Here is an 18,792-nt window from a genome sequence, read left to right as displayed (position 1 = left end):
CTTCTTGCGCAGCATGCTGATTCAACTCAATAATACTCGTTGTATATTTTTTATTTTTCCTTCATAGCGCTCTATTTTTTCCCCTAAAATTTCGAAAAAATAGGAAAGTCGTTTTCCTTGTTCGTCAACATCAGTCGCTACATCGGAAACAATATTGGGATCTTCAAGGGCTGAACCTTTAATTTGCCCTACAACCCTTAAAGCACTCCCTAATTTAGAACGAAGTTGTCTAATAGACTCTATATCTTTAACTATGAATTCAATACTATATTGAAGTTTACTGACGTCCAAAATCAATGATTCTATTTTATTGCAGACCAGATACCAATAATCGCCGGCTAATTTAGCTAATAGAACTTGGGCTTCAAATTGTACACCAACAGAAGTGCCCAAACACTCCAAAATCATATCCTCGGTAATGAATGGGTGATCTACATATGCGAGTTTCACTAACTGCTTTAATGTGTACTCAAGATCCTTAAAAACCTTGTACACCTCGCTGAAAGTAATTTCTTCGCTAAGATCTGCCTTTTTAGCAACAGCTATTTTTTCATTTAATAATCGAAAGCTTTGTTTGTAATTAAAATGTTTAAATTGTTCGTAGTTTAAGAGAAGATATTCTGCATTTTGAAAGTTTTGGAAAAGAGGATTATCTTTTATCTCTTGGGCTTTTAATTCAGCGATGGTTTTTAAACGTTGTCTACACAGCATACTTGCCTGAGTTATTTTCTCTCTATCGAGTTTTTTATCCGCATCAGATAACCCAAGTAAGTAAAGCGCGTGCCGTATTTTCAGTACAGAGCCGCCAAATAATGCGGCCTGGCGTCTAGCCTCAAAGGATAAGACCTCAGCCCCTCCCTTAATTTCCCAAGTCCTAATGATTCTATTAGTAGAATAAAATGCACCATTTAAAGAGATTGGCTGCAGGAACTCATTACAGCGCGCCAACATGGATGCACTACTTAGCATGCCTGTTGATTGAAATAACTCCGCTAATTGCGCATAGGCTGCTAATTTTTTTTGCGTTGTGCTCGCATACACCGCGAGTATAGCCAAATAAATTCCGGCTTTGTAAGCCAATTTTTCTTTGTTTAGTGCATCAGCATTCAGCAAATTTTTTGCACGTTCCTGGAGTTCATCTTCATTAATGGCAATAATTACTTGTTTCTCATTAAGAAGAAAGAAAGATTTTATAAATTGATAATCATGTCCTAAACCACCGGAGAGTTTTTTAAAGCCGAAAAGGCCTTGGTGTGACTTCATTTTTAAAAGCTCATTAAGCCTTGGCATATCTTCAAGTGTTGTATCCAGGTTATCTGCTTGTAATAAAATGCAATCAATCAAAGAGCTAGCCATAATTTACTCAAGTAACGTTATCGCAATAAGTGTGGTGGGCAATATACCATACAGGCACATAAAAACGATTGATATCAATCATTTTTATGCGTAAAAACCGAGCTTGTGGAAAGTTGCCAAGCCGGAGAGGAACTAAAAAATAAATCACTAATCGCATAACCAATAACCGCTGCTAGCTGCTCATTGATATACACTAATGGGGTACGTGCTCTTTGCCAAGGTGGAACCCCCCACTCCTGAAATAATTTTTTAAGCTGTTTGGATTGTCCATGCCAAAAAAAGGCTTCTCCACCTTGTCTAAATCGAATCTCTAATTTGGCCCCCGGAGGAATGACTAAACCTTGCTCCGCTTTTTTTGCACACAGGTTAATTCCAGCGTCCTCTAAAGTTAACGGTGCCGGGAAGACTGACCATACGCTGCAAGCAGGCAACGTGGCGCTGGTTTTTCTGTCTAAATATAAATATTTTTGATAGCGACGGATTAAAATATCCCCCCAACTCACAGCAGGAGCAGCATCGGTACGCGCATAGAGCAATTCATTAATTAAACGATGAAACGTTGCCGTTGAAGGCAATTGTACTTGATTGTTACGCAACCAAACTCGCAGAATATTCGCAATACGCGCAAAATTTAAATTCAATAACGGGTCAATGCATAAGGATGTGGAAGTTAACGTAATAAGTTCACTGCCTCCCTCAATATCCTGCGTTGCTAAAGCATCCAAATTGCTTTTAGCTTGTTGACAATGCAATGCGCTCCTGGCAATTGTGCCTACCACACCGGGCCATTTTTCAACTAACAATGGCATAATTTGCTGGCGCAAATAATTACGTGAATACGTTATCTCTTGATTGCTTTCATCCTCAATCCAGATAAGCTGATGCACGGTAGCATAATGCGCTAATTGTAAACGCGAATAAGTTAAAAAAGGTCTGACCAATGTGCCTGCACCTAAATGACTTACTGCAGTCATTGCCGCTAAACCATCAATGCCTGCACCACGAAATAATTGCAAAAGCACTGTCTCAGCTTGATCATCTTGGTGATGACCTAAAATCAAACAATCCTTTGTAGTTAATAATGAAGCAAAAATCGCGTAACGCGCAATACGTGCATGTTCTTCGATATTGGCAGAACGATCAAATTGTACTGACTCAGTAATAAATTGGATACCTAAATCGTGACAGCATTGTGCACAATGCTGTTGCCAGGACGAGGCATTGGAGCTAATTCCATGATTAATATGAACTGCCACTAGTTTAGTCCGCAAGCTTGGCTGAGCAGCTAGAGCGTGCAACAACACCGTGGAGTCTAGTCCACCGCTAAAGCCTACAATTAATTTGCCAAACGAATTAAGACGTGCAAGCCAATCGGCATTAAGTAGTGGATTTGGATCATGATTCATTGCTTGGTCCTGGTGAAACGTATTTTACACCAATCTGTAGGTTGGTGCTAAACGAAGTGCACCCCAGCATAATGAGGTCGCTGCGCTCCGTTGTTGGGCTTCACAAGCTCAGCACCGCCCTACTTTTAATCTAATGTGACATTGCTATGAAGCAAATGAACAGGCACATCAATTACAAGGCGCCCATAGCCATAAATTTTTGATATCTTTTTTCTATAAGTTGATCTACAGGTATTTTTTTTAACGATTGTAGTTCATTAACCAAAACCTCTTTTAAACTCGTAGACATTTCATCCACATTGCGATGAGCACCACCCAAAGGCTCAGGAATGATGCCATCGACCAATTGATTATCATAGATACTTTGCGCGGTAATACGCATCGCACGTGCCGCATCTTTTGCTTTAGCCGCATCCTTCCATAAAATGGATGCACAACCTTCTGGTGAAATTACCGAGTAAATACCAAACTGCAGCATTAACACTCTATCGCCAACACCAATGGCCAAAGCGCCGCCAGAGCCTGCTTCGCCAGTAACCACACAAATAATTTGGGTTTTTAAGCGCGACATAACAAATAAATTGCGGGCAATTGCTTCCGATTGGTTTCGCTCTTCCGCACCAATCCCAGGATAAGCGCCGGCTGTATCGATGAATGTAATTACTGGTAATTTAAATTTTTCAGCCATATTCATTAAACGTAACGCTTTTCGGTATTCTTCTGGACGCGCCATTCCAAAATTACGATATACTTTTTCTTTAGTACGCTTACCTTTTTGGTGGCCAAGCACCATCACTGGTTCACCATTTAAGCGCGCCAAACCACCAATAATTGCCGGCGCAGCAGAGTAACTACGGTCGCCATGCAGCTCTTGAAAATCCGTAAAAATATGTTCAATGTAATCTGTTGTTTGTGGTCTAAGTGGGTGCCTGGCCATTTGGGCAACCTGCCAAGGTTCTAAATTAGAAAAAACTTGTGCTGTTAATTCAGCACATTTCACTTCCAGGCGAGTGATTTCTTCGCTTAAATTCACTTCGTTGTCATTACCCACCATGCGAAGTGCTTCAATTTTCTGATTCAACTCTTCGATGGGTTGCTCAAAATCCAAAAATTGTCGGCTCATTCAATACTCTTTGGTAAATTAAAATATCATGGTATATGATAACCTATAACCCCTAATTGATGCCAGAATCAAAAACAGCATATGATAATTACAGGATTTACAGCATTAGATACAGCGAACTGCATCTTAAATGAAGCACGGATTGACCTTTGGCAATTCTCCTTAGAGAATGAATTACCCAATACGATGCAAATATTAAATGCCGACGAAATAGCGCGCACCGAACGATTCTACTTCAGTCGGCATCAGCGGCGTTTTTCTACAGCACGTGCGACATTAAGAATTATTTTAGCACGTTATTTAAACACCCATCCTGCACACTTGGAGTTTTCTTATAATTCACATGGCAAACCCAAAGTAATTAATTCAGCACGCTTACAATTTAATCTTAGTCATTCAGGCGATTTAGCCGTACTTGCTGTAGGTAAAGGATTTCCAATGGGCGTTGATATAGAAAAATATTCTGCTCGTCCCTATGAAGGAATCGCTAAAAGTTCTTTTTCTGACCATGAATTTGAAGAGTTTATGAAAGTGCCACAAGCATTAAAACCAGCAGTATTTTTCCATATCTGGTCGCAAAAAGAAGCATTTATTAAAGCCTGTGGCTTAGGGCTTGCTTATCCAACCAAAAATTTTAATGTGCCAACCTCAATGCCAACAAATCAATTAGTGGATGATCCACTGCACAATATGACATGGCATTTACGTTCGTTCATGCCTGAAGTCGCGTGCAGTGGCGCTTTATGTTGTCACCCTACTATTCGTGAAATCCGCCATGGAATAATCCAACTTCAAGCCAATACGCCTACCTTGAGATTTTAGCTGTATGATGCAATTTACCCAGTCACAAAGTACTCTGTTAAATATACTAGGAGATGGCCTTTGCCATAGTGGCTCAGCCTTAGGACAAGCCTTAGGCATAACTCGCTCGGCAATCTGGAAACAGATAAACCAGCTAATTGAGCTTGGAATTCCGATTCAGAGCATACCTCAGCAGGGCTATCAGCTTCCTAACAAGCTTATTTTATTACACGAGCAACAGATTACCGAGCAACTATTAGCCCAAAGGCTGACAACCGCATTTAATCTGCATTTATTTACGTCCATTGACTCCACCAATCGCTTTTTGAAAGATTTGCCTAGCAGCAAGCAGCTTGAGATTTGTTGTAGCGAAATTCAAACCCACGGTAGAGGACGATTTGGCAGGCACTGGTATTCCCCTTTTGGTGAGAATATCTACTGCTCCAGTCGCTGGACTCTTAATTACGATCTGACGAAACTTTCCGGATTGAGCTTAATCACCAGTTTGGCAATACTTGCAACTTTAAATGAGTTTAATTTGCCATCTGAGATTAAAATTAAGTGGCCGAATGACATTTACTGGACAGATAAAAAGCTGTGTGGCAGCTTGATTGAGATTCTTGCCGAATCCAACAGCAATGCCCAGGTTATTATTGGCATCGGTTTAAACGTCAATACCGACACAATAAAGCACCCTCTTCCCAATAAACCATGGTGTTCTTTATATGAGATTACCAAGCAATATTTCGATCGCAATCTTCTCGTTGCAAGATTGATTAGCAATTTAGAACGTTATCTCGACAAATTTTTCAATAATGATTTGCATGCATTCATGGATGAATGGAACCAAGCTGATTATTTGGCTGGAAAACACATCCAAGTCAGTCAATCTTCCAGAACTTTATCTGGGAGAGCGTGTGGAATTAATCATTGGGGACAGTTAATCTTAGAGGATGATGCGGGCGTGAAGCATTTGCTATCCACAGGAGATACTTCGTTGCAACATACTTGAGTTCGTCCCGAGCATTGTTAAGTGCTCGGAACTGGATGAACTGCGAGGAAATCGATTTATACCGTTGTTTCAGAATCATCTGATTGTTTTTCTTGTTGTATACGTAAATAAATTTCTTCACGGTGAACAGACACATCTTTTGGTGCATTAATACCTAAACGAACTTGATTACCCTTTACCCCTAACACAGTAATATTCACATCGTCACCGATGATCAAGGTTTCGCCTATGCGTCGAGTTAAAATTAACATAACAAATCTCCCTAACAAAGCAGCCACCTATTTTCTCCATAGAACGCTTCCATGGTTGTTCTCGGCAACTACAAGATGATTAAAAACCTAGCAATATTTATTTCACGGATGTTATTGTACACTTTTATTCTTAACAAAGTATTAAGAAAAATAGCATACCCGCCTATATTCTATTATGAAAATTGAAAATTATTCAATAAATTCAATAAGTAAACTCAGATTGAAACATAGGAAAAATTTTTTCAATTAAATAATAAATTAAAAAAATAATCCCCATTTGCAATGAAATTAACAGGCTTGAGTCAAAAACCCGCATATTTAGTAATGAAACGAATGTAAAGAATGAACCATTGATCAGTAATTGCCCTAACAAAATCATCCGCACCGTAATCCCAGATTGCCTTAAGCGTTGATAGGCGTGCTTTCGGTGTGGAGCAAACCATTTTTCTTTGTTAATAATACGACGAATTAGGGTACAGGTTGCATCAAATAAAAAAAGACCATTGAGCATAAACCAATATAAAATAGGAATTTCAAATTGTTGCTGAGCAATTAAAGCAATGCAAAAAGTAATTAGCCCTAATGTAGCGCTGCCAATGTCGCCCATAAATAATTTAGCAGGAGGAAAATTAAAAATTAAAAAACCGATAAGGCTGCAGCTAAGGACTAAACAAAAACTCAGATAAAAAGAAGCCCCATGGATGGCAAACAAAACCGCATAGGCAGCACATAAAAACACCGCTTGCGAAGCACAAAAACCATCAAGCCCATCCATAAAATTAAAATGATTAATCGCCCCCAAAGCCACAACAAAAACAAAGGGGATAATCAATATAGGATAGCTTATTGAAAAGAAACCAAAATTCAATTGCTCTGGTCTAATAAATAAGGCAACTAATAGCGCGGTGGCACAGTGCACCAAAAAGCGTGGTTTCACCGATAAATGATACAAATCATCTAAAAAACTTACTGTCGCAATCAGCAAAATGCTCAGCATCAATACCCATTGATTATGAAAGGAAGTTTGTGTCAGGTAACCAAGAAGCGGGAGTGATAATAATGCTAAACCAATAAAAACTAATCCGCCTCCACGTATCGTCGGTTTAAAATGCATGGAGCGACTATTCGGCTTATCCATTAAACGTGTATCTTGTGCTAGTACACAAAACACTTTAGTCAGAACCGCTGAAAGAATTAAAAAAACAATACTAAGAATTAGATTCACATTGATACCACTTAACGGTTTCTTTTAAGCCTTCAGTAGAACTTACTGGTGGCACCCAACCTAATTGTGATTTTATCTTATTGTTGCTTACTTCTAAAGAGCCAAACAAGCGCATATTAAGCTTGCTCAAACCTAATATCCTAAACGAAAACTCCATAAAACGCACAGGGATAGGAATTAAGCGAACATTTACATTCATTTCATAACCAATAAGACTCATTAATTGAGTTAATGATAAAGAGTCATCATCCGCAACCAAATAGGTTTGATTCGCAGCTTCAGGATGTGCTACAACCATACATAATGCGGAAACTAAATTACCTACATAAACCAAATGACGACTATTTTCCACTTTGCCGAAAGGCAATGGCAAACCTTTCTTGACTAAGCGCAGCATTCTTAAGAAATTCGCTTTGACTTCAGGACCATAAATCAATGGTGGTCTAATAATGACAACTTCTAAACCAGTGTTTTGACTAATTACCCGTAAATACTGCTCTGCATAGAGCTTACTTTGGCCATAAGGATCTTCCGGCTGAGCGCTGCTTTCTTCAGTAAACGGAGTCCCTTTTAACGTAAATTCACCATTTACTTTAATAGAGCTTAAAAAGATAAAACGTTTGACATGATGTTTTGCTGCCTGTTTGGCAAGATTTCTCGTTGCAATACTGTTTATTTTGCAATAATCATCCAAAACGAACTCTGCCTTTTCTTTCATGACATGTACTCTGGCCGCTAAATGAATAACTACATCCATGCCAGAAAGTGCTTCGCCCCAATCAGGATTATGTTCTAATTTATCTACAACTACCTGCTCAGCGTGCAGCCAGTCAACACGTCGAGATACTGCACAGCGCACCTCATGCCCTGCTGCAATAAGTTCTGGAACAAGGCGTTTTCCAACAAAACCTGTAGCGCCAGTAACTAATATTTTTGCCATAAATTAACCTGATATTAATGAATTATCCTAAATACAACTTCGAACTCTATACCAGCAAGACGAATAATTACAAGAAAAATAACAAGAATTTTTCATGAAACAGCAGTCGCAAATCGCCCTCATTTAAGGATATACTTATCCAAATTGTTTGAAATTGGAATCCTGCATGTCCTTGAAGGCCATGTATAATGAAATTGCTGAAAATTACGCCACGGCCAATCGCTTTGGAGCAATTAGTAAAAGTCATCTTACTGCAATTGAGCAGATGCAGAAATTTTATTTGGGGATGAAGCCTCATTATAAGGTTCTTGATCTGGGCGTTGGTGATGGTTCGTTTTTACACAAATTGCAACAGGCAATGCCGCTTGCAGAATTTACCGGTATTGATGTTTCTTCAGAAATGTTACGGCGCGCCAAAGAAACACTGCCTTTAGTTACCATTGAATGCAGTGCTGCTCAGGCAAGTAAATTCTTACCTCCACATAGCCAGGATTTAATCCTCGCTCATTTCATTAATGCCTACATCCCTATTAATGTATTGTTCAATGAAGCAAAATTACTCACGCGCGCTAATGGTCATTTTTCCATGATCACGACCACTTATGATTCATTTCCAGTAGCGCAGCAACAGCTGGCTGAATTTATCTCACAAGATTCCATCTTAAGTAGCGTAGTCGGTCATTATTATAAATCCATTGTGAAAAATACGACCGTTGCTGCAAATAATGAGGAATTAATGTTAGCCTTTAAACAGCATCAATTTGACGTCATTGATCACCGGCGACTAGAAATTCCCATCACGCTCAATAATATCGATGAGTTAGCACATTTTGGTATTGAAGGAACATGGTTTCTCAACACCTTATCCATACGTATGCTGCCCAAAAATTTCTTAATAGAACGGCTTAAACGCCTTTTTAGTAAGATTTTTACATTTCCCTATCATGACACCCACATTATTGATGTAGTTCTAGCGAAGAAGTGATAATCTGATATTTAACGCATCGTATACTAAAAGCCCTGTCCAGGCTGAAAAAGTGCTTTAACGATAGTATCAATTATATCTACAGAGCGAGGTGGGAAAATGATTTCACAAGAAGTTAAAAATTACTTACCTGAACTAGATTTGCGGCAAAAACAAACCAATAACATCATATTTATTACCTTTTGGAGCCAATTTTCTTCTTATGCACTCAATACCATCTTGGTTTTGTTTTTAACACGGCCATTATGGGCCCAGGGCTTAGGCTACAGCCAAGCTAAAGCTTATGCCTTTATCGGTGTAGCGCATGCAATGGGTTATTTAATGCCCATGCTAGGCGGTTATATGGCCGATACAATTGTCGGTATCCGTAGATCCATTCTTCTTGGCAGTATCTTGCTCGCCACCGCATATTTGCTCGTCATGCTCAGCGGTTATACTGTAAATTTTTTAGGTGACCAATTATTTCTTGCCGCCTATGCATTTATCCCGGCAACGAATTCATTATTAATGGGTACATCATCCAGTATGGTTTCTCATATTTATTCCGACGAAGCCATCAAAGCAAAATCAGCAATGACCTATTACTACATTGCAATTAATGTTGGAGCGTTGCTGGCGACCTTAATTGCTCCAGTATTGCTCGAAAGCCGTTTTGGTCCTTTATCAATCCTTACAGTGGCGTTTGTGGGTAAATCCATCGCTGCCTTGAATTTTGCCAAACGCTACAGCATTTATGACAATGTCATTTGGGGTAAGGACCTATCCAAATTATCGCAACAAGGCATACTTCGTTTGCTTGCTTACATAGCGGCAATTTATTTACTGACCTTGTATGCCTATTCCTATGTTTATGCCGCCAGCTCTTTAATTGCTTTAGGTTGCGGCCTGGGTATTTTATGGTTCTTTAAAAAAACCGTAAGCTTAACCGGCATAGTACGTGACAAACAAATGATTGCCCTGCTATTAATCCTTGAAGCAGTCGTATTTTTTGTAATTTATAATCAAATGAACAGCACCTTGGTTTTATTTGCCAAAAATAACTCGGATCATAATTTATGGGGTTTAACGGTTTCACCTGCCCATTATCAGATACTCAATCCCTTATTAATTTTAGCCATCGGCAGCCAGCTTCCACGTTTTTATAAATGGGTGCCTCGTTTTACCATTCCCTATCAATTTGCTGCAGGTGTTTTTCTTTCTGGCATTGCCTTATTAGTAATGACCTTTGCTGCTCATAGAGCAATTGATGGCTTGATTAATGGCAATTATCTTGCCCTAACCTACATCCTCATTTCCATTGCGGAATTATGGGTCAGCGCGATTGGTTTAAGTATGATTGGGCTTTATTGCGACCAAAAGTCCATCGCCTTTGCTATGGGTGTTTGGTATCTTGCCAGCTCTTTGGCGCATGCCATCTCTGGCCGAATGGCAGGCTGGGTGGCCATACCGGCAACCGTTCACTCGGCTATAGAGAGCTTACCTTATTATCAAAACTATTATTTGCTCTTAGGTGTAGGTGCCCTTGTCTTAGGCAGCATCATGTGTATCGTTGCTTATTGTTTACAAAAAATAATGAAAAATCGTGGTGTTGCTTTAGCTTAATGTTATAGACAATTAATGTATTTTTTACTTTTCCCTAAAACCACTATTGCTTGTTCTCAATGAGGTTCGTATTATGTGATTTTTTAAACAAAAAAGAGTGTGTTGTACCGTTATGAAAATTTATTTTCCTAAAATTAGCTTCCAAGGCAGCCCTTTGGTGTGGGAACTTGATGAACAAACGAATCAAGCTACCTGTTTGTTTTATAGTATTAACGGACAGTTGAACGATAAAGCACGTGCCCTGATGTTTAGAACATTAAAGGCCTTTGCCAGCATTGAGGTTAGTGAGAACTCAGCGCTGATTAAGGAAGTCAGCAAATTTGGTGACGCCTATATCCCTGTTTTAGAAACTGAAAAACTTACTAGAAGCCATTCTACTCGTGCGATGCCACCTGAGAACGTACTTTCAAGACAAAAAAGTGCCTTTTTTCCTACCCCTATCAGCCCTCGCACTCCTAAACTGGAACACATTCATTTAACGTATTTAATTCCTAAAGGAGATCCGAGTACCGCCTCTCTATGGGGCGATACAGTTGCTTATCTAGAGCATTTCAATAAAAAAACTGAGCAAGACCGATATAATCGTGCCGCAGCCTATGTTAGGTCTTCAGCTGCATTTATAGTTAATGCACAACATGAAAAAACAAAGAAACTTTTTCCGTTTAAACATAATGTTCTTGTGGCAATTGAACAATTATTGGAATTACTTGATCCAGTCTATGTTCAATGGCATAAAGAAAACAAACTAGCAATTACCAAGAGTTTTGTTAAGTATTTCCAAACTGCCATAGTCACAGCCATGAAGAATGAAGGCATAAACAATAGACCAACTGATTTTGATGGGCTCATGAATTCCGATTATCCTGCGGCATTAGTAGAGGACTCACGAACAGACGCGTTCAAATCAAGAACCAATGCAATGCTCATGAAATTCCTGTTTTTAGTTACTAAAGGCGACAAATTCCCCCTCGCCTATGTAGCCAATGAACATGAAATTAATGAGTTAGAGCCCTTATTAATGTCCTTACGCAAATTTTTCTTACAACAAACAGCCGAATATTTACACACCGTCAACGCTAAGTTGGAGGAAATTGCTCAATTTATTGTTAAATCAAATACTCCTGAAGTCAAGGATGCAGACTCAATCAATAAAATAACACAAGAATATGCTAGCTCACCTCCGGTACTTGGAGATTTTGTATCATTTAACTCTATTTTGCAAAAAATCACCCATCCAAACGATTCAAAACCTGAATTACCCTTAAGCATTACGCACACAATAATTCAAACAACCATGCAAGCTATCAACGAAAATTTTAAGAAAAACTATAGCCAATTTATTGCTCCCTTAGGAACTTTGGGTGATAAAGATTTTTATTTACTTCAGGCTTTGGAAGATAAGCTTACGGCTACATTAAAGTCAATTAATCAAAAAGATCTTAAAAGAAATAATACGGATAAATATGCGACTGCTGTTGCCGAAAAAGTAGTTACATTTTTACAGAAGCGCGTACATGAGCATGTGCAAAAAGAAAGCCAGGAAACTGAGGTGGCGACTAGTTCAAGTTCACATTCTCTATAAAGGATTCTTGCCCTTAATTTGATACTTTGCTTGCTATTATGCAAGTCGGGATTTATGGAGCAATGGCGCTTGCCTAAGAAAAATTGTCGTCCTCACGTAGACGTCAAATTAAGGATAAAAAGCCCATAAATGCCATCCAAACCGTTGGAGATGAGGAGGCATTTATGGTCGTCTCAAGGCCTTGTGCCAAGACTAACAATGCTTTGAGACAGCGCTAAAGCGCTGCTTCAGCCGAACGGATCGAGGCGTAAGATGCTCTGTCCCGATTCCTTATCACAACTGACGTTAAGTAAGTGCCATTCGGATTTATGGGCCAGCCTGCCAATTAAATGTTAATTTATAATCTTACTTCGGGGTTCCTTCCCGTTTAATCTGTCTTCTCTTTCATCACGAAAATAGTCAGGTAAATGCTCTCTACGCACACTTTTTACACAAAAAATGAGGGCCTGTCCGGATTGTCTTTCCATGAACGACGAAGATTTCTCTTACCACCTCTCATAGGTACGGCATGAGCAGGTACAGCAAAAGTTTCAATGACCGCAGTTGCTTTCATTTTCTTCTTGGCAGGAGGACCCTCGTGTTGTTCACTACGGGATTCAAGAGACGAAGATGCCTCTTTGGGAGCTGGCATAAACTGATGAGATGCAAGATTTAGAAGAGATAATGAAAACTCACCTTTAACATAAACTAAAGGGTTTAAGTAAATACGCCGAAGCATGTCTTGCAGGGGCAAGATTAAATGCGCATAATCATTGTCGTTGGTTATGCGCAAGGGCAGTTGGTTGACGCGCTCATCAGTTCTAATCCGGCCTAACCCATAAGCCAAAGCCTCTAATCTTGTCCAGGCATGACCTAATGGCGTACATTCAAATGTTCCTAACGCATGATATTCATTATAAGTCGTCTGATTTTTGGGGAAGCACTGTGCTCACGAGCTCTCTATCCTCACCCAGCCTTTTCATCATTTGTTGTAGTGTGTCACTACCTATAGTTTTTCTTTTGCCTATGAATCAATCTCGAAAACAATTTAATTACATGGTGTCCATGTTAAGAACAATTTATTATATAATCAAGTTTTATTAGCAAGAAAAACAATCTAAAAATGCAAATAAAAATCATAGCGAGCATAGCTTTTCTCTCGATGGGGGATAGGCATCAAGTTAAGCCCTATTCTCCGCTTTGGGCTTAACTTAATAGTGGAAAGAAGCACTTTAGTCTTATAGGCTAAACTAATCTAAGCCTAAGTTATCTCTTTTAAAGATACGGTCCGCCCGATAACTCGAGCGCACTAATGGCCCAGAAGCCACTTCAAAAAATCCTTTTTTTAAACCAATTTGCCTTAATTCAGCAAAAGTTTCTGGAGTGACATAACGAGCGATAGGTAAATGATTTTTTGTAGGCTGCAAGTATTGACCCAAAGTTAAAATATCGACGTTATGAGCACGTAGATCATCCATGGTTTGCATGATTTCTTCATCCGTTTCCCCCAAACCTAACATTAAACTAGTCTTGGTTAATACATCAGGTCGATAACGCTTCGCATAAGAAAGAACATTCAACGTTTGCAAATAACCAGCTCGATTATCACGTACAGGATGGGTTAAACGCGCTACAGTTTCTACATTTTGCGCAAAGACATCCACGCCACTATCCAATAAAACAGCAATGTCGCGCTCTACTCCCTGAAAATCAGGCGTTAAGGCTTCTACTTTAGTTTTGGGTGTACGTTGCTTAATTGCACGAATAGTCTGCGCATAATGATTTGCTCCGCCATCAGGTAAATCATCACGGTTTACTGAGGTTAAAACCACATAATCTAAATTCATTAAGGCGACCGTATTCGCGGTATTCTCTGGCTCATGAGCATCCAACCAGCCATGCGGATTGCCCGTATCTACGGCACAGAAACGACAGGCGCGCGTACACACAGCCCCCATAAGCATAATGGTTGCTGTGCCATGAGACCAACACTCAGAAATATTAGGGCATTTGGCCTCTTCACAGACGGTGGCCAAACGATGCTTTTGCACCTGCTCTTTTACTTGGCTATAAGCAGGGCTAGTCTGGTTAACAATACGCAACCATTTAGGTTTAGGTAAACGTTCATGAACATCCCCAGTTGACTTCACCCCATCTTTAATCGCCGTTACGCCATGAGATGTTTTGTATTTTTGTCCACTTTCCACAACTACGGGAATATCAAGAAGCTTACTCATGTTACCACCTGTAAAACAAAGAATAATGATGATCCCAAATCATTAGTTTAAGATCAAGTCAAATTTAAAAAGCGTCCGCAAATGATCAATATTATCATGGTAAATAGCGATACCAGCAAATAAGACAACAGCATTGGATAAGCAATTAAGCATAAAGCAATCGCTAAAATAAACAACAAACCACAAGCGAGCAAGCGAGGTTGCCATGCTGCGAAACGCTTTAATTTAAGAAGAGTTATATAAATAATTAAGCCTAATAGTAACGGCAATGCATACAGAACTTGGTAAAATAATTGATAAATACCTGCTTGCATCGTAGATATCTGCTGATTATGCAACCATTGCTCAAAAATATAAGCCCAATTCATCTCACACGTTTGCTGATATGCCGTGGTCATTAACCCCAATAAAAACGCTAATGAAAAATACAAAGTGCTATTGGCCTTTTTCTTATAATGTTGCACTACAAAATAAATACCTAGCCCCCCTACTAAGGCTGCAGGGACTCGCAACCACGGAAGTAATTGATAAAAGGCGCTGGTATGAGTCTGTTGAAAATAGTGTATAAATACCACCGAAAAGATAAATAACAAACTTGCAGTAATTTGTTTTTTTCCACGCTCTTCCACGAAAAGAAAAGCCAAAAAGCCAGCAAAACAAAAAAAGGAACAGGGACTAAAAGCATCTATAAGCGCAATGCTAACAATGTACCTAAAGGCCGACGGATTCTCCACCATTCCCGCATCAAATTTATTGGCATTAGCCCATTGCCTTAAGGTATTTACTGTAGCCGTGCTTAACGTACCACTTTTTTCAATTTGTTGTTTACAATAATTAAGCGCATGCAAAAGATCTTTACCCGTGGTTTCAGCCGACGCAAAACCAAGCCAGCGCGAATTGCAGAAATAAATAGAGGGTACCGCAAAATCACTCAGATGTTGCTCACTTAATAATTGATTAAAACGCAGCAGTGCATTTTTATCTTCATTAATAAAATTCGATTGAATATGCAACTCAGGATGCTGGGCGGCAATGTCCTTAAAAAAAGCATCTGCTTTATGGCAATGAGGGCAGGTAGTGGAAAGAAATAATTCCACATTAAGGGTTACTTTTTTATCTGCGTTGAGCGAATACCAAGGAGATACAACATCACTCGCCCATACATTAACGCTGAATAAGAGGAATATTAGAAACAATCTATATGCTATTTTCATAAGAGATAAACTTAATTGAAAACAATACTATAGCATTCATAATAGTCCTGTTAATAGGTATGAATATAATTTTCCAAATGTTCTATCGTTCGGGCTTTGTCGTCTAATAAATGGAATAGCAAATCACCGATAGACAATATGGCTATAAATTCATCATTCTCATCACGAATCAAGATATGCCTTCTCTTCGTCTTCGTCATGGCTTGCATGGCTTTTTCTACGACATCATTAGGACTGAGAATAGTCACATCTTTGTAAAGAACATCAGCAACCTTACCCGTCTCAAGATTAACGCATTGATGCAAACAAGAACGCACAATATCGCGCTCACTTACCATACCCAACAGTTTCTGGTGTTTATCCACAACAACTACGGCGCCTATATCAAGGGCTATCATCAAATCAATACATTTTCGAATAGATTCTTCAGGATGGATATATGCAATGTCACGAAGAGGTCTAGGTAACACACTATGAATGAGATCAGCCATTTTATTCTCCATATGGTGCAATAATTCGCTCAATCTATTGTATAAATATAGTACAGTTAGGGCATTTTAAACTGCAAAATCATTTTTTTATTTGAAAAATAAAAGTGGAGCGCTCTTAGAGAAAAAAGAGTGTTTACCAAAAGACAAAAACTCCGTAGCCGTCAAGTTAAGGAATGTAACTTTTATCTATCCTCAGCCCGAGCGGGTCTGGAGCGTATCAACACCCTTTTTTCCCTTAGCTTAACGGCAAAGGGCCATACAGCCCAGCCTATCAATGACATATGAGGATTCATCAGCTCAAGACGGCCCTACCCTGCACCAATATTTACGGACGAACAATAATGCGATTTTCTACAGATTGCACCCCTGGAACCTGACGCGCAATTTGCTCTGCAGTATCACTTTGGCGAATTTTTTTCACATACCCACTCAGAATAACGGTATTTTGTCTGCTTTCAACGCGGACGGGCGCGATGGCCAGCTCATCATTACGCATTAGCGCTTCCTGCACCGATTGCGTCAAATTAACTTGTGGTGCAAAAGCAGGTCCATTAAATGGGCTACCAAACAACATAGCCGGCTTACCCAGATTTGACTGACATCCTACCAATAACAATAAAAAGCTAGCAGTAAAGGTATTTAACAAATACTTTTGCATGAAAAATCTCCACTATAGAATAAAAAACAGCTAGAAAAATAGTATGAACTTTAATTTCCGAATACACAAATAAAAGGGTCTAGCCTATACTTATTTTTATCAAATACTTGCGATGAGACAGAGACCATGAAAAAGATAACAAAAACGGTTCCTGCTAAAAAAAATAAGTCGTCGTCCCAAATCAAAAAAACACAAGCTACACCAACAACTCAAGACTGTAAAGATTATAATCCCTATGAGTCAATTGATGTTTTTGACTTTATTGATAAGACATATCAAGCCAATCTCGGTAAAGTTACTGCAAGTATTAGCCCTGCAGCCATGGGAACCGCTTATTACTCATGGGGAGCACAACTATTACAAGCACCAGGAACTCTATTGAAACTTGGTTTGTATCCGATGATGCAGTTTCCTGATTACTTGAATAATCTCATGAATCATGAAAAACCCGCAGAAGGTAATGACGTACGTTTTCATACAGAAAATTGGAGTGCTTATCCTTGGCGTCTCTGGGCCGAACAATTTTTGCAAATAGAAGACTGGTGTTTGAAAGCAACACGTGACATACCGGGTTTACCCTTACCTGTTCAACGAATAGTCGCTTTTAGAATGAGACAACTGCTCGATGCCTTATCTCCTTCGAATTTTATATTTACTAATCCTGATTTATTGCAAGAAACCATCCGCTCCAATGGACAAAATCTAATACGCGGAACCGAATTGGCAATTCAGGATATGATTGAAAAACTTACAGGTTCCCCTCCCGCAGGTGTAGAACACTTTATCCCAGGCCAACACGTAGCAATCACTAAGGGGAAAATCGTATTCAAAAACCATCTAATTGAACTAATCCAATATGAAGCTCAAACTAAAAAAGTTTATAAAGAACCCATTTTAATGCTCCCTGCCTGGATTATGAAATATTACATTCTTGATCTGTTACCGACCAATTCCTTGGTAAACTGGCTCACGCAACAAGGACATACTGTGTTTATTGTCTCCTGGTTAAATCCAGATTCTAAAGACAGGGATCTGGGACTCGAGGATTACTACCGACAAGGCGCTATGGCAGCAATTGATGCCGTCTCTCAAGCAAGGCCCGATGCCAAAATTCATTTAATGGGTTATTGTCTTGGTGGCACTTTAGCCATGATAACCGCTGCGGCAATGGCCAAAAATAATGATCATCGCATTAAAACGCTTTCTTTGCTTGCCGCACAAGGTGATTTCACTGAAGCTGGTGAATTATTACTATTTATTACCCAAAGCGAAGTTTCATTTCTTGAAAGCATGATGTGGGAGCAAGGCTATTTAGATACCAAGCAAATGGCAGGTACATTCCAAATGCTTCGTTCTTATGATCTGATTTGGTCTAAGATGGTACAAGATTACATGCATGGAACTCAACGTGGAATGATCGCCTTACTCGCATGGAATGCTGATGCCACACGCATGCCCTATAAAATGCACAGTGAATATTTGGAGAAATTATTCCTTAATAACGATTTTGCTGAAGGCCGATTTACAATAGAGTGCAAACACATCGTTGCAAGAAATATCCAGCTCCCTGCCTTTGTCGTCAGTACGGAAAAAGATCACGTAGCCCCATGGAAATCGGTATATAAAACCCATTTATTGATTAATAGTGATATTACCTTTGTTCTGACCAATGGTGGACATAACGCCGGAATAGTCAGCGAACCGGGACATCCTGGACGCAGCTATCGTATTAGTGAACATAAAAAAGACGCACCTTATCTTGATCCGATGGCCTGGTGTGAACAAGCTGAAGAACGAAGTGGCTCGTGGTGGACGGCCTGGCATGAATGGCTTGTTGAACAATCAAGTTCTACGCAAATTAAGCCCCCTGTTCTTAATAAAGACTTACCTGATGCGCCCGGGGATTACGTGTTACAAAAATAATAAAAGC

The 18,792-nt window shown here is 39.4% G+C and carries 17 protein-coding genes; 6 read left to right on the top strand and 11 right to left on the bottom strand.

All coding sequences use genetic code 11. From position 1 onward, the window contains the following. Nucleotides 1-21: 21 nt before the first annotated feature. The 3 genes from LDG_RS01210 to LDG_RS01200 all read right to left on the bottom strand — a co-directional run bounded on the left by LDG_RS01210 (nt 22) and on the right by LDG_RS01200 (nt 3,885). Nucleotides 22-1,356 (bottom strand): hypothetical protein, encoded by a 1,335-nt coding sequence (locus LDG_RS01210; protein ID WP_006869253.1) that lies wholly within the window; start codon nt 1,354-1,356, stop codon nt 22-24. Nucleotides 1,357-1,430: 74 nt separating this feature from the next. Then, complete coding sequence (gene tilS, locus LDG_RS01205) at nt 1,431-2,762, bottom strand: tRNA lysidine(34) synthetase TilS (RefSeq protein WP_006869252.1); 1,332 nt, start codon at nt 2,760-2,762, stop codon at nt 1,431-1,433. Nucleotides 2,763-2,934: 172 nt separating this feature from the next. Beyond that, nucleotides 2,935-3,885, bottom strand: coding sequence for an acetyl-CoA carboxylase carboxyltransferase subunit alpha (locus LDG_RS01200; protein WP_006869251.1), 951 nt, complete (start codon nt 3,883-3,885; stop codon nt 2,935-2,937). A gap of 81 nt (nt 3,886-3,966) precedes the next feature. Between LDG_RS01200 and LDG_RS01195 the strand changes: the two genes are divergently transcribed. Beyond that, on the top strand, nt 3,967-4,707 hold the full coding sequence (locus LDG_RS01195; protein WP_006869250.1) for a 4'-phosphopantetheinyl transferase family protein: 741 nt from the start codon (nt 3,967-3,969) through the stop codon (nt 4,705-4,707). Between the two features lie 4 nt (nt 4,708-4,711). Then, nucleotides 4,712-5,698: a biotin--[acetyl-CoA-carboxylase] ligase gene (locus LDG_RS01190; protein ID WP_006869249.1), complete on the top strand. Its 987-nt coding sequence runs from the start codon at nt 4,712-4,714 to the stop codon at nt 5,696-5,698. Between the two features lie 56 nt (nt 5,699-5,754). On the opposite strand, the gene csrA is transcribed toward LDG_RS01190, so the two are convergent. From csrA to LDG_RS01175, 3 genes are all read right to left on the bottom strand, one after another. Then, nucleotides 5,755-5,949 (bottom strand): carbon storage regulator CsrA, encoded by a 195-nt coding sequence (gene csrA, locus LDG_RS01185; protein ID WP_006869248.1) that lies wholly within the window; start codon nt 5,947-5,949, stop codon nt 5,755-5,757. 202 nt (nt 5,950-6,151) lie between these two features. Then, nucleotides 6,152-7,174, bottom strand: a complete 1,023-nt coding sequence (locus tag LDG_RS01180) for an MraY family glycosyltransferase (RefSeq protein ID WP_006869247.1) — start codon at nt 7,172-7,174, stop codon at nt 6,152-6,154. Continuing rightward, complete coding sequence (locus tag LDG_RS01175; protein ID WP_006869246.1) at nt 7,158-8,114, bottom strand: UDP-glucose 4-epimerase family protein; 957 nt, start codon at nt 8,112-8,114, stop codon at nt 7,158-7,160. The genes LDG_RS01180 and LDG_RS01175 overlap by 17 nt, the downstream gene beginning before the upstream one ends. Before the next feature lie 166 nt (nt 8,115-8,280). Here LDG_RS01175 and LDG_RS01170 point away from each other — a divergent pair, with 166 nt between their 5' ends. The 3 genes from LDG_RS01170 to LDG_RS01160 all read left to right on the top strand — a co-directional run bounded on the left by LDG_RS01170 (nt 8,281) and on the right by LDG_RS01160 (nt 12,283). Then, the gene (locus tag LDG_RS01170; RefSeq protein ID WP_006869245.1) at nt 8,281-9,099 is read left to right on the top strand and encodes a class I SAM-dependent methyltransferase; all 819 of its coding nucleotides are present in this window, start codon (nt 8,281-8,283) and stop codon (nt 9,097-9,099) included. Nucleotides 9,100-9,198: 99 nt separating this feature from the next. Further along, nucleotides 9,199-10,701, top strand: a complete 1,503-nt coding sequence (locus LDG_RS01165; RefSeq protein ID WP_006869244.1) for a peptide MFS transporter — start codon at nt 9,199-9,201, stop codon at nt 10,699-10,701. Between the two features lie 112 nt (nt 10,702-10,813). Further along, complete coding sequence (locus LDG_RS01160; protein ID WP_006869243.1) at nt 10,814-12,283, top strand: hypothetical protein; 1,470 nt, start codon at nt 10,814-10,816, stop codon at nt 12,281-12,283. A gap of 427 nt (nt 12,284-12,710) precedes the next feature. Here the strand turns inward: LDG_RS01160 and LDG_RS01155 are convergent, their stop codons facing one another. From LDG_RS01155 to LDG_RS01135, 5 genes are all read right to left on the bottom strand, one after another. Next, nucleotides 12,711-13,109, bottom strand: a complete 399-nt coding sequence (locus tag LDG_RS01155; RefSeq protein WP_006869242.1) for a hypothetical protein — start codon at nt 13,107-13,109, stop codon at nt 12,711-12,713. 403 nt (nt 13,110-13,512) lie between these two features. Beyond that, entirely contained in the window at nt 13,513-14,499 is a 987-nt protein-coding gene (gene lipA / locus LDG_RS01150; protein WP_006869241.1) for a lipoyl synthase, read from the bottom strand. Between the two features lie 53 nt (nt 14,500-14,552). Continuing rightward, the gene (locus LDG_RS01145) at nt 14,553-15,713 is read right to left on the bottom strand and encodes a thioredoxin domain-containing protein (RefSeq protein ID WP_040534077.1); all 1,161 of its coding nucleotides are present in this window, start codon (nt 15,711-15,713) and stop codon (nt 14,553-14,555) included. Nucleotides 15,714-15,763: 50 nt separating this feature from the next. Continuing rightward, a complete protein-coding gene (locus tag LDG_RS01140; protein ID WP_006869238.1) occupies nt 15,764-16,204 on the bottom strand; it encodes a CBS domain-containing protein in 441 nt (146 codons plus the stop codon). A gap of 325 nt (nt 16,205-16,529) precedes the next feature. Continuing rightward, complete coding sequence (locus tag LDG_RS01135) at nt 16,530-16,862, bottom strand: BON domain-containing protein (protein ID WP_006869237.1); 333 nt, start codon at nt 16,860-16,862, stop codon at nt 16,530-16,532. A gap of 126 nt (nt 16,863-16,988) precedes the next feature. Here LDG_RS01135 and LDG_RS01130 point away from each other — a divergent pair, with 126 nt between their 5' ends. Next, nucleotides 16,989-18,785 (top strand): PHA/PHB synthase family protein, encoded by a 1,797-nt coding sequence (locus LDG_RS01130; protein WP_006869236.1) that lies wholly within the window; start codon nt 16,989-16,991, stop codon nt 18,783-18,785. Nucleotides 18,786-18,792: the final 7 nt, after the last annotated feature.

Origin of the sequence: Legionella drancourtii LLAP12, assembly GCF_000162755.2 — a bacterium.
GTDB classification, from domain to species: domain Bacteria; phylum Pseudomonadota; class Gammaproteobacteria; order Legionellales; family Legionellaceae; genus Legionella; species Legionella drancourtii.
This window is presented reverse-complemented; position numbering and strand designations above follow the sequence as displayed.

Excerpts from the sequence above, each read along its gene's own strand:
- LDG_RS01190 (WP_006869249.1), top strand. The coding sequence starts at position 4,712 with ATGATGCAATTTACCCAGTCACAAAGTACTCTGTTAAATATACTAGGA.
- LDG_RS01145 (WP_040534077.1), bottom strand. The coding sequence starts at position 15,713 with ATGAAAATAGCATATAGATTGTTTCTAATATTCCTCTTATTCAGCGTT.
- LDG_RS01170 (WP_006869245.1), top strand. The coding sequence starts at position 8,281 with ATGTCCTTGAAGGCCATGTATAATGAAATTGCTGAAAATTACGCCACG.
- LDG_RS01160 (WP_006869243.1), top strand. The coding sequence starts at position 10,814 with ATGAAAATTTATTTTCCTAAAATTAGCTTCCAAGGCAGCCCTTTGGTG.
- LDG_RS01140 (WP_006869238.1), bottom strand. The coding sequence starts at position 16,204 with ATGGCTGATCTCATTCATAGTGTGTTACCTAGACCTCTTCGTGACATT.
- tilS (WP_006869252.1), bottom strand. The coding sequence starts at position 2,762 with ATGAATCATGATCCAAATCCACTACTTAATGCCGATTGGCTTGCACGT.
- LDG_RS01165 (WP_006869244.1), top strand. The coding sequence starts at position 9,199 with ATGATTTCACAAGAAGTTAAAAATTACTTACCTGAACTAGATTTGCGG.
- LDG_RS01175 (WP_006869246.1), bottom strand. The coding sequence starts at position 8,114 with ATGGCAAAAATATTAGTTACTGGCGCTACAGGTTTTGTTGGAAAACGC.
- LDG_RS01195 (WP_006869250.1), top strand. The coding sequence starts at position 3,967 with ATGATAATTACAGGATTTACAGCATTAGATACAGCGAACTGCATCTTA.
- lipA (WP_006869241.1), bottom strand. The coding sequence starts at position 14,499 with ATGAGTAAGCTTCTTGATATTCCCGTAGTTGTGGAAAGTGGACAAAAA.
- LDG_RS01200 (WP_006869251.1), bottom strand. The coding sequence starts at position 3,885 with ATGAGCCGACAATTTTTGGATTTTGAGCAACCCATCGAAGAGTTGAAT.
- LDG_RS01210 (WP_006869253.1), bottom strand. The coding sequence starts at position 1,356 with ATGGCTAGCTCTTTGATTGATTGCATTTTATTACAAGCAGATAACCTG.
- csrA (WP_006869248.1), bottom strand. The coding sequence starts at position 5,949 with ATGTTAATTTTAACTCGACGCATAGGCGAAACCTTGATCATCGGTGAC.
- LDG_RS01135 (WP_006869237.1), bottom strand. The coding sequence starts at position 16,862 with ATGCAAAAGTATTTGTTAAATACCTTTACTGCTAGCTTTTTATTGTTA.
- LDG_RS01130 (WP_006869236.1), top strand. The coding sequence starts at position 16,989 with ATGAAAAAGATAACAAAAACGGTTCCTGCTAAAAAAAATAAGTCGTCG.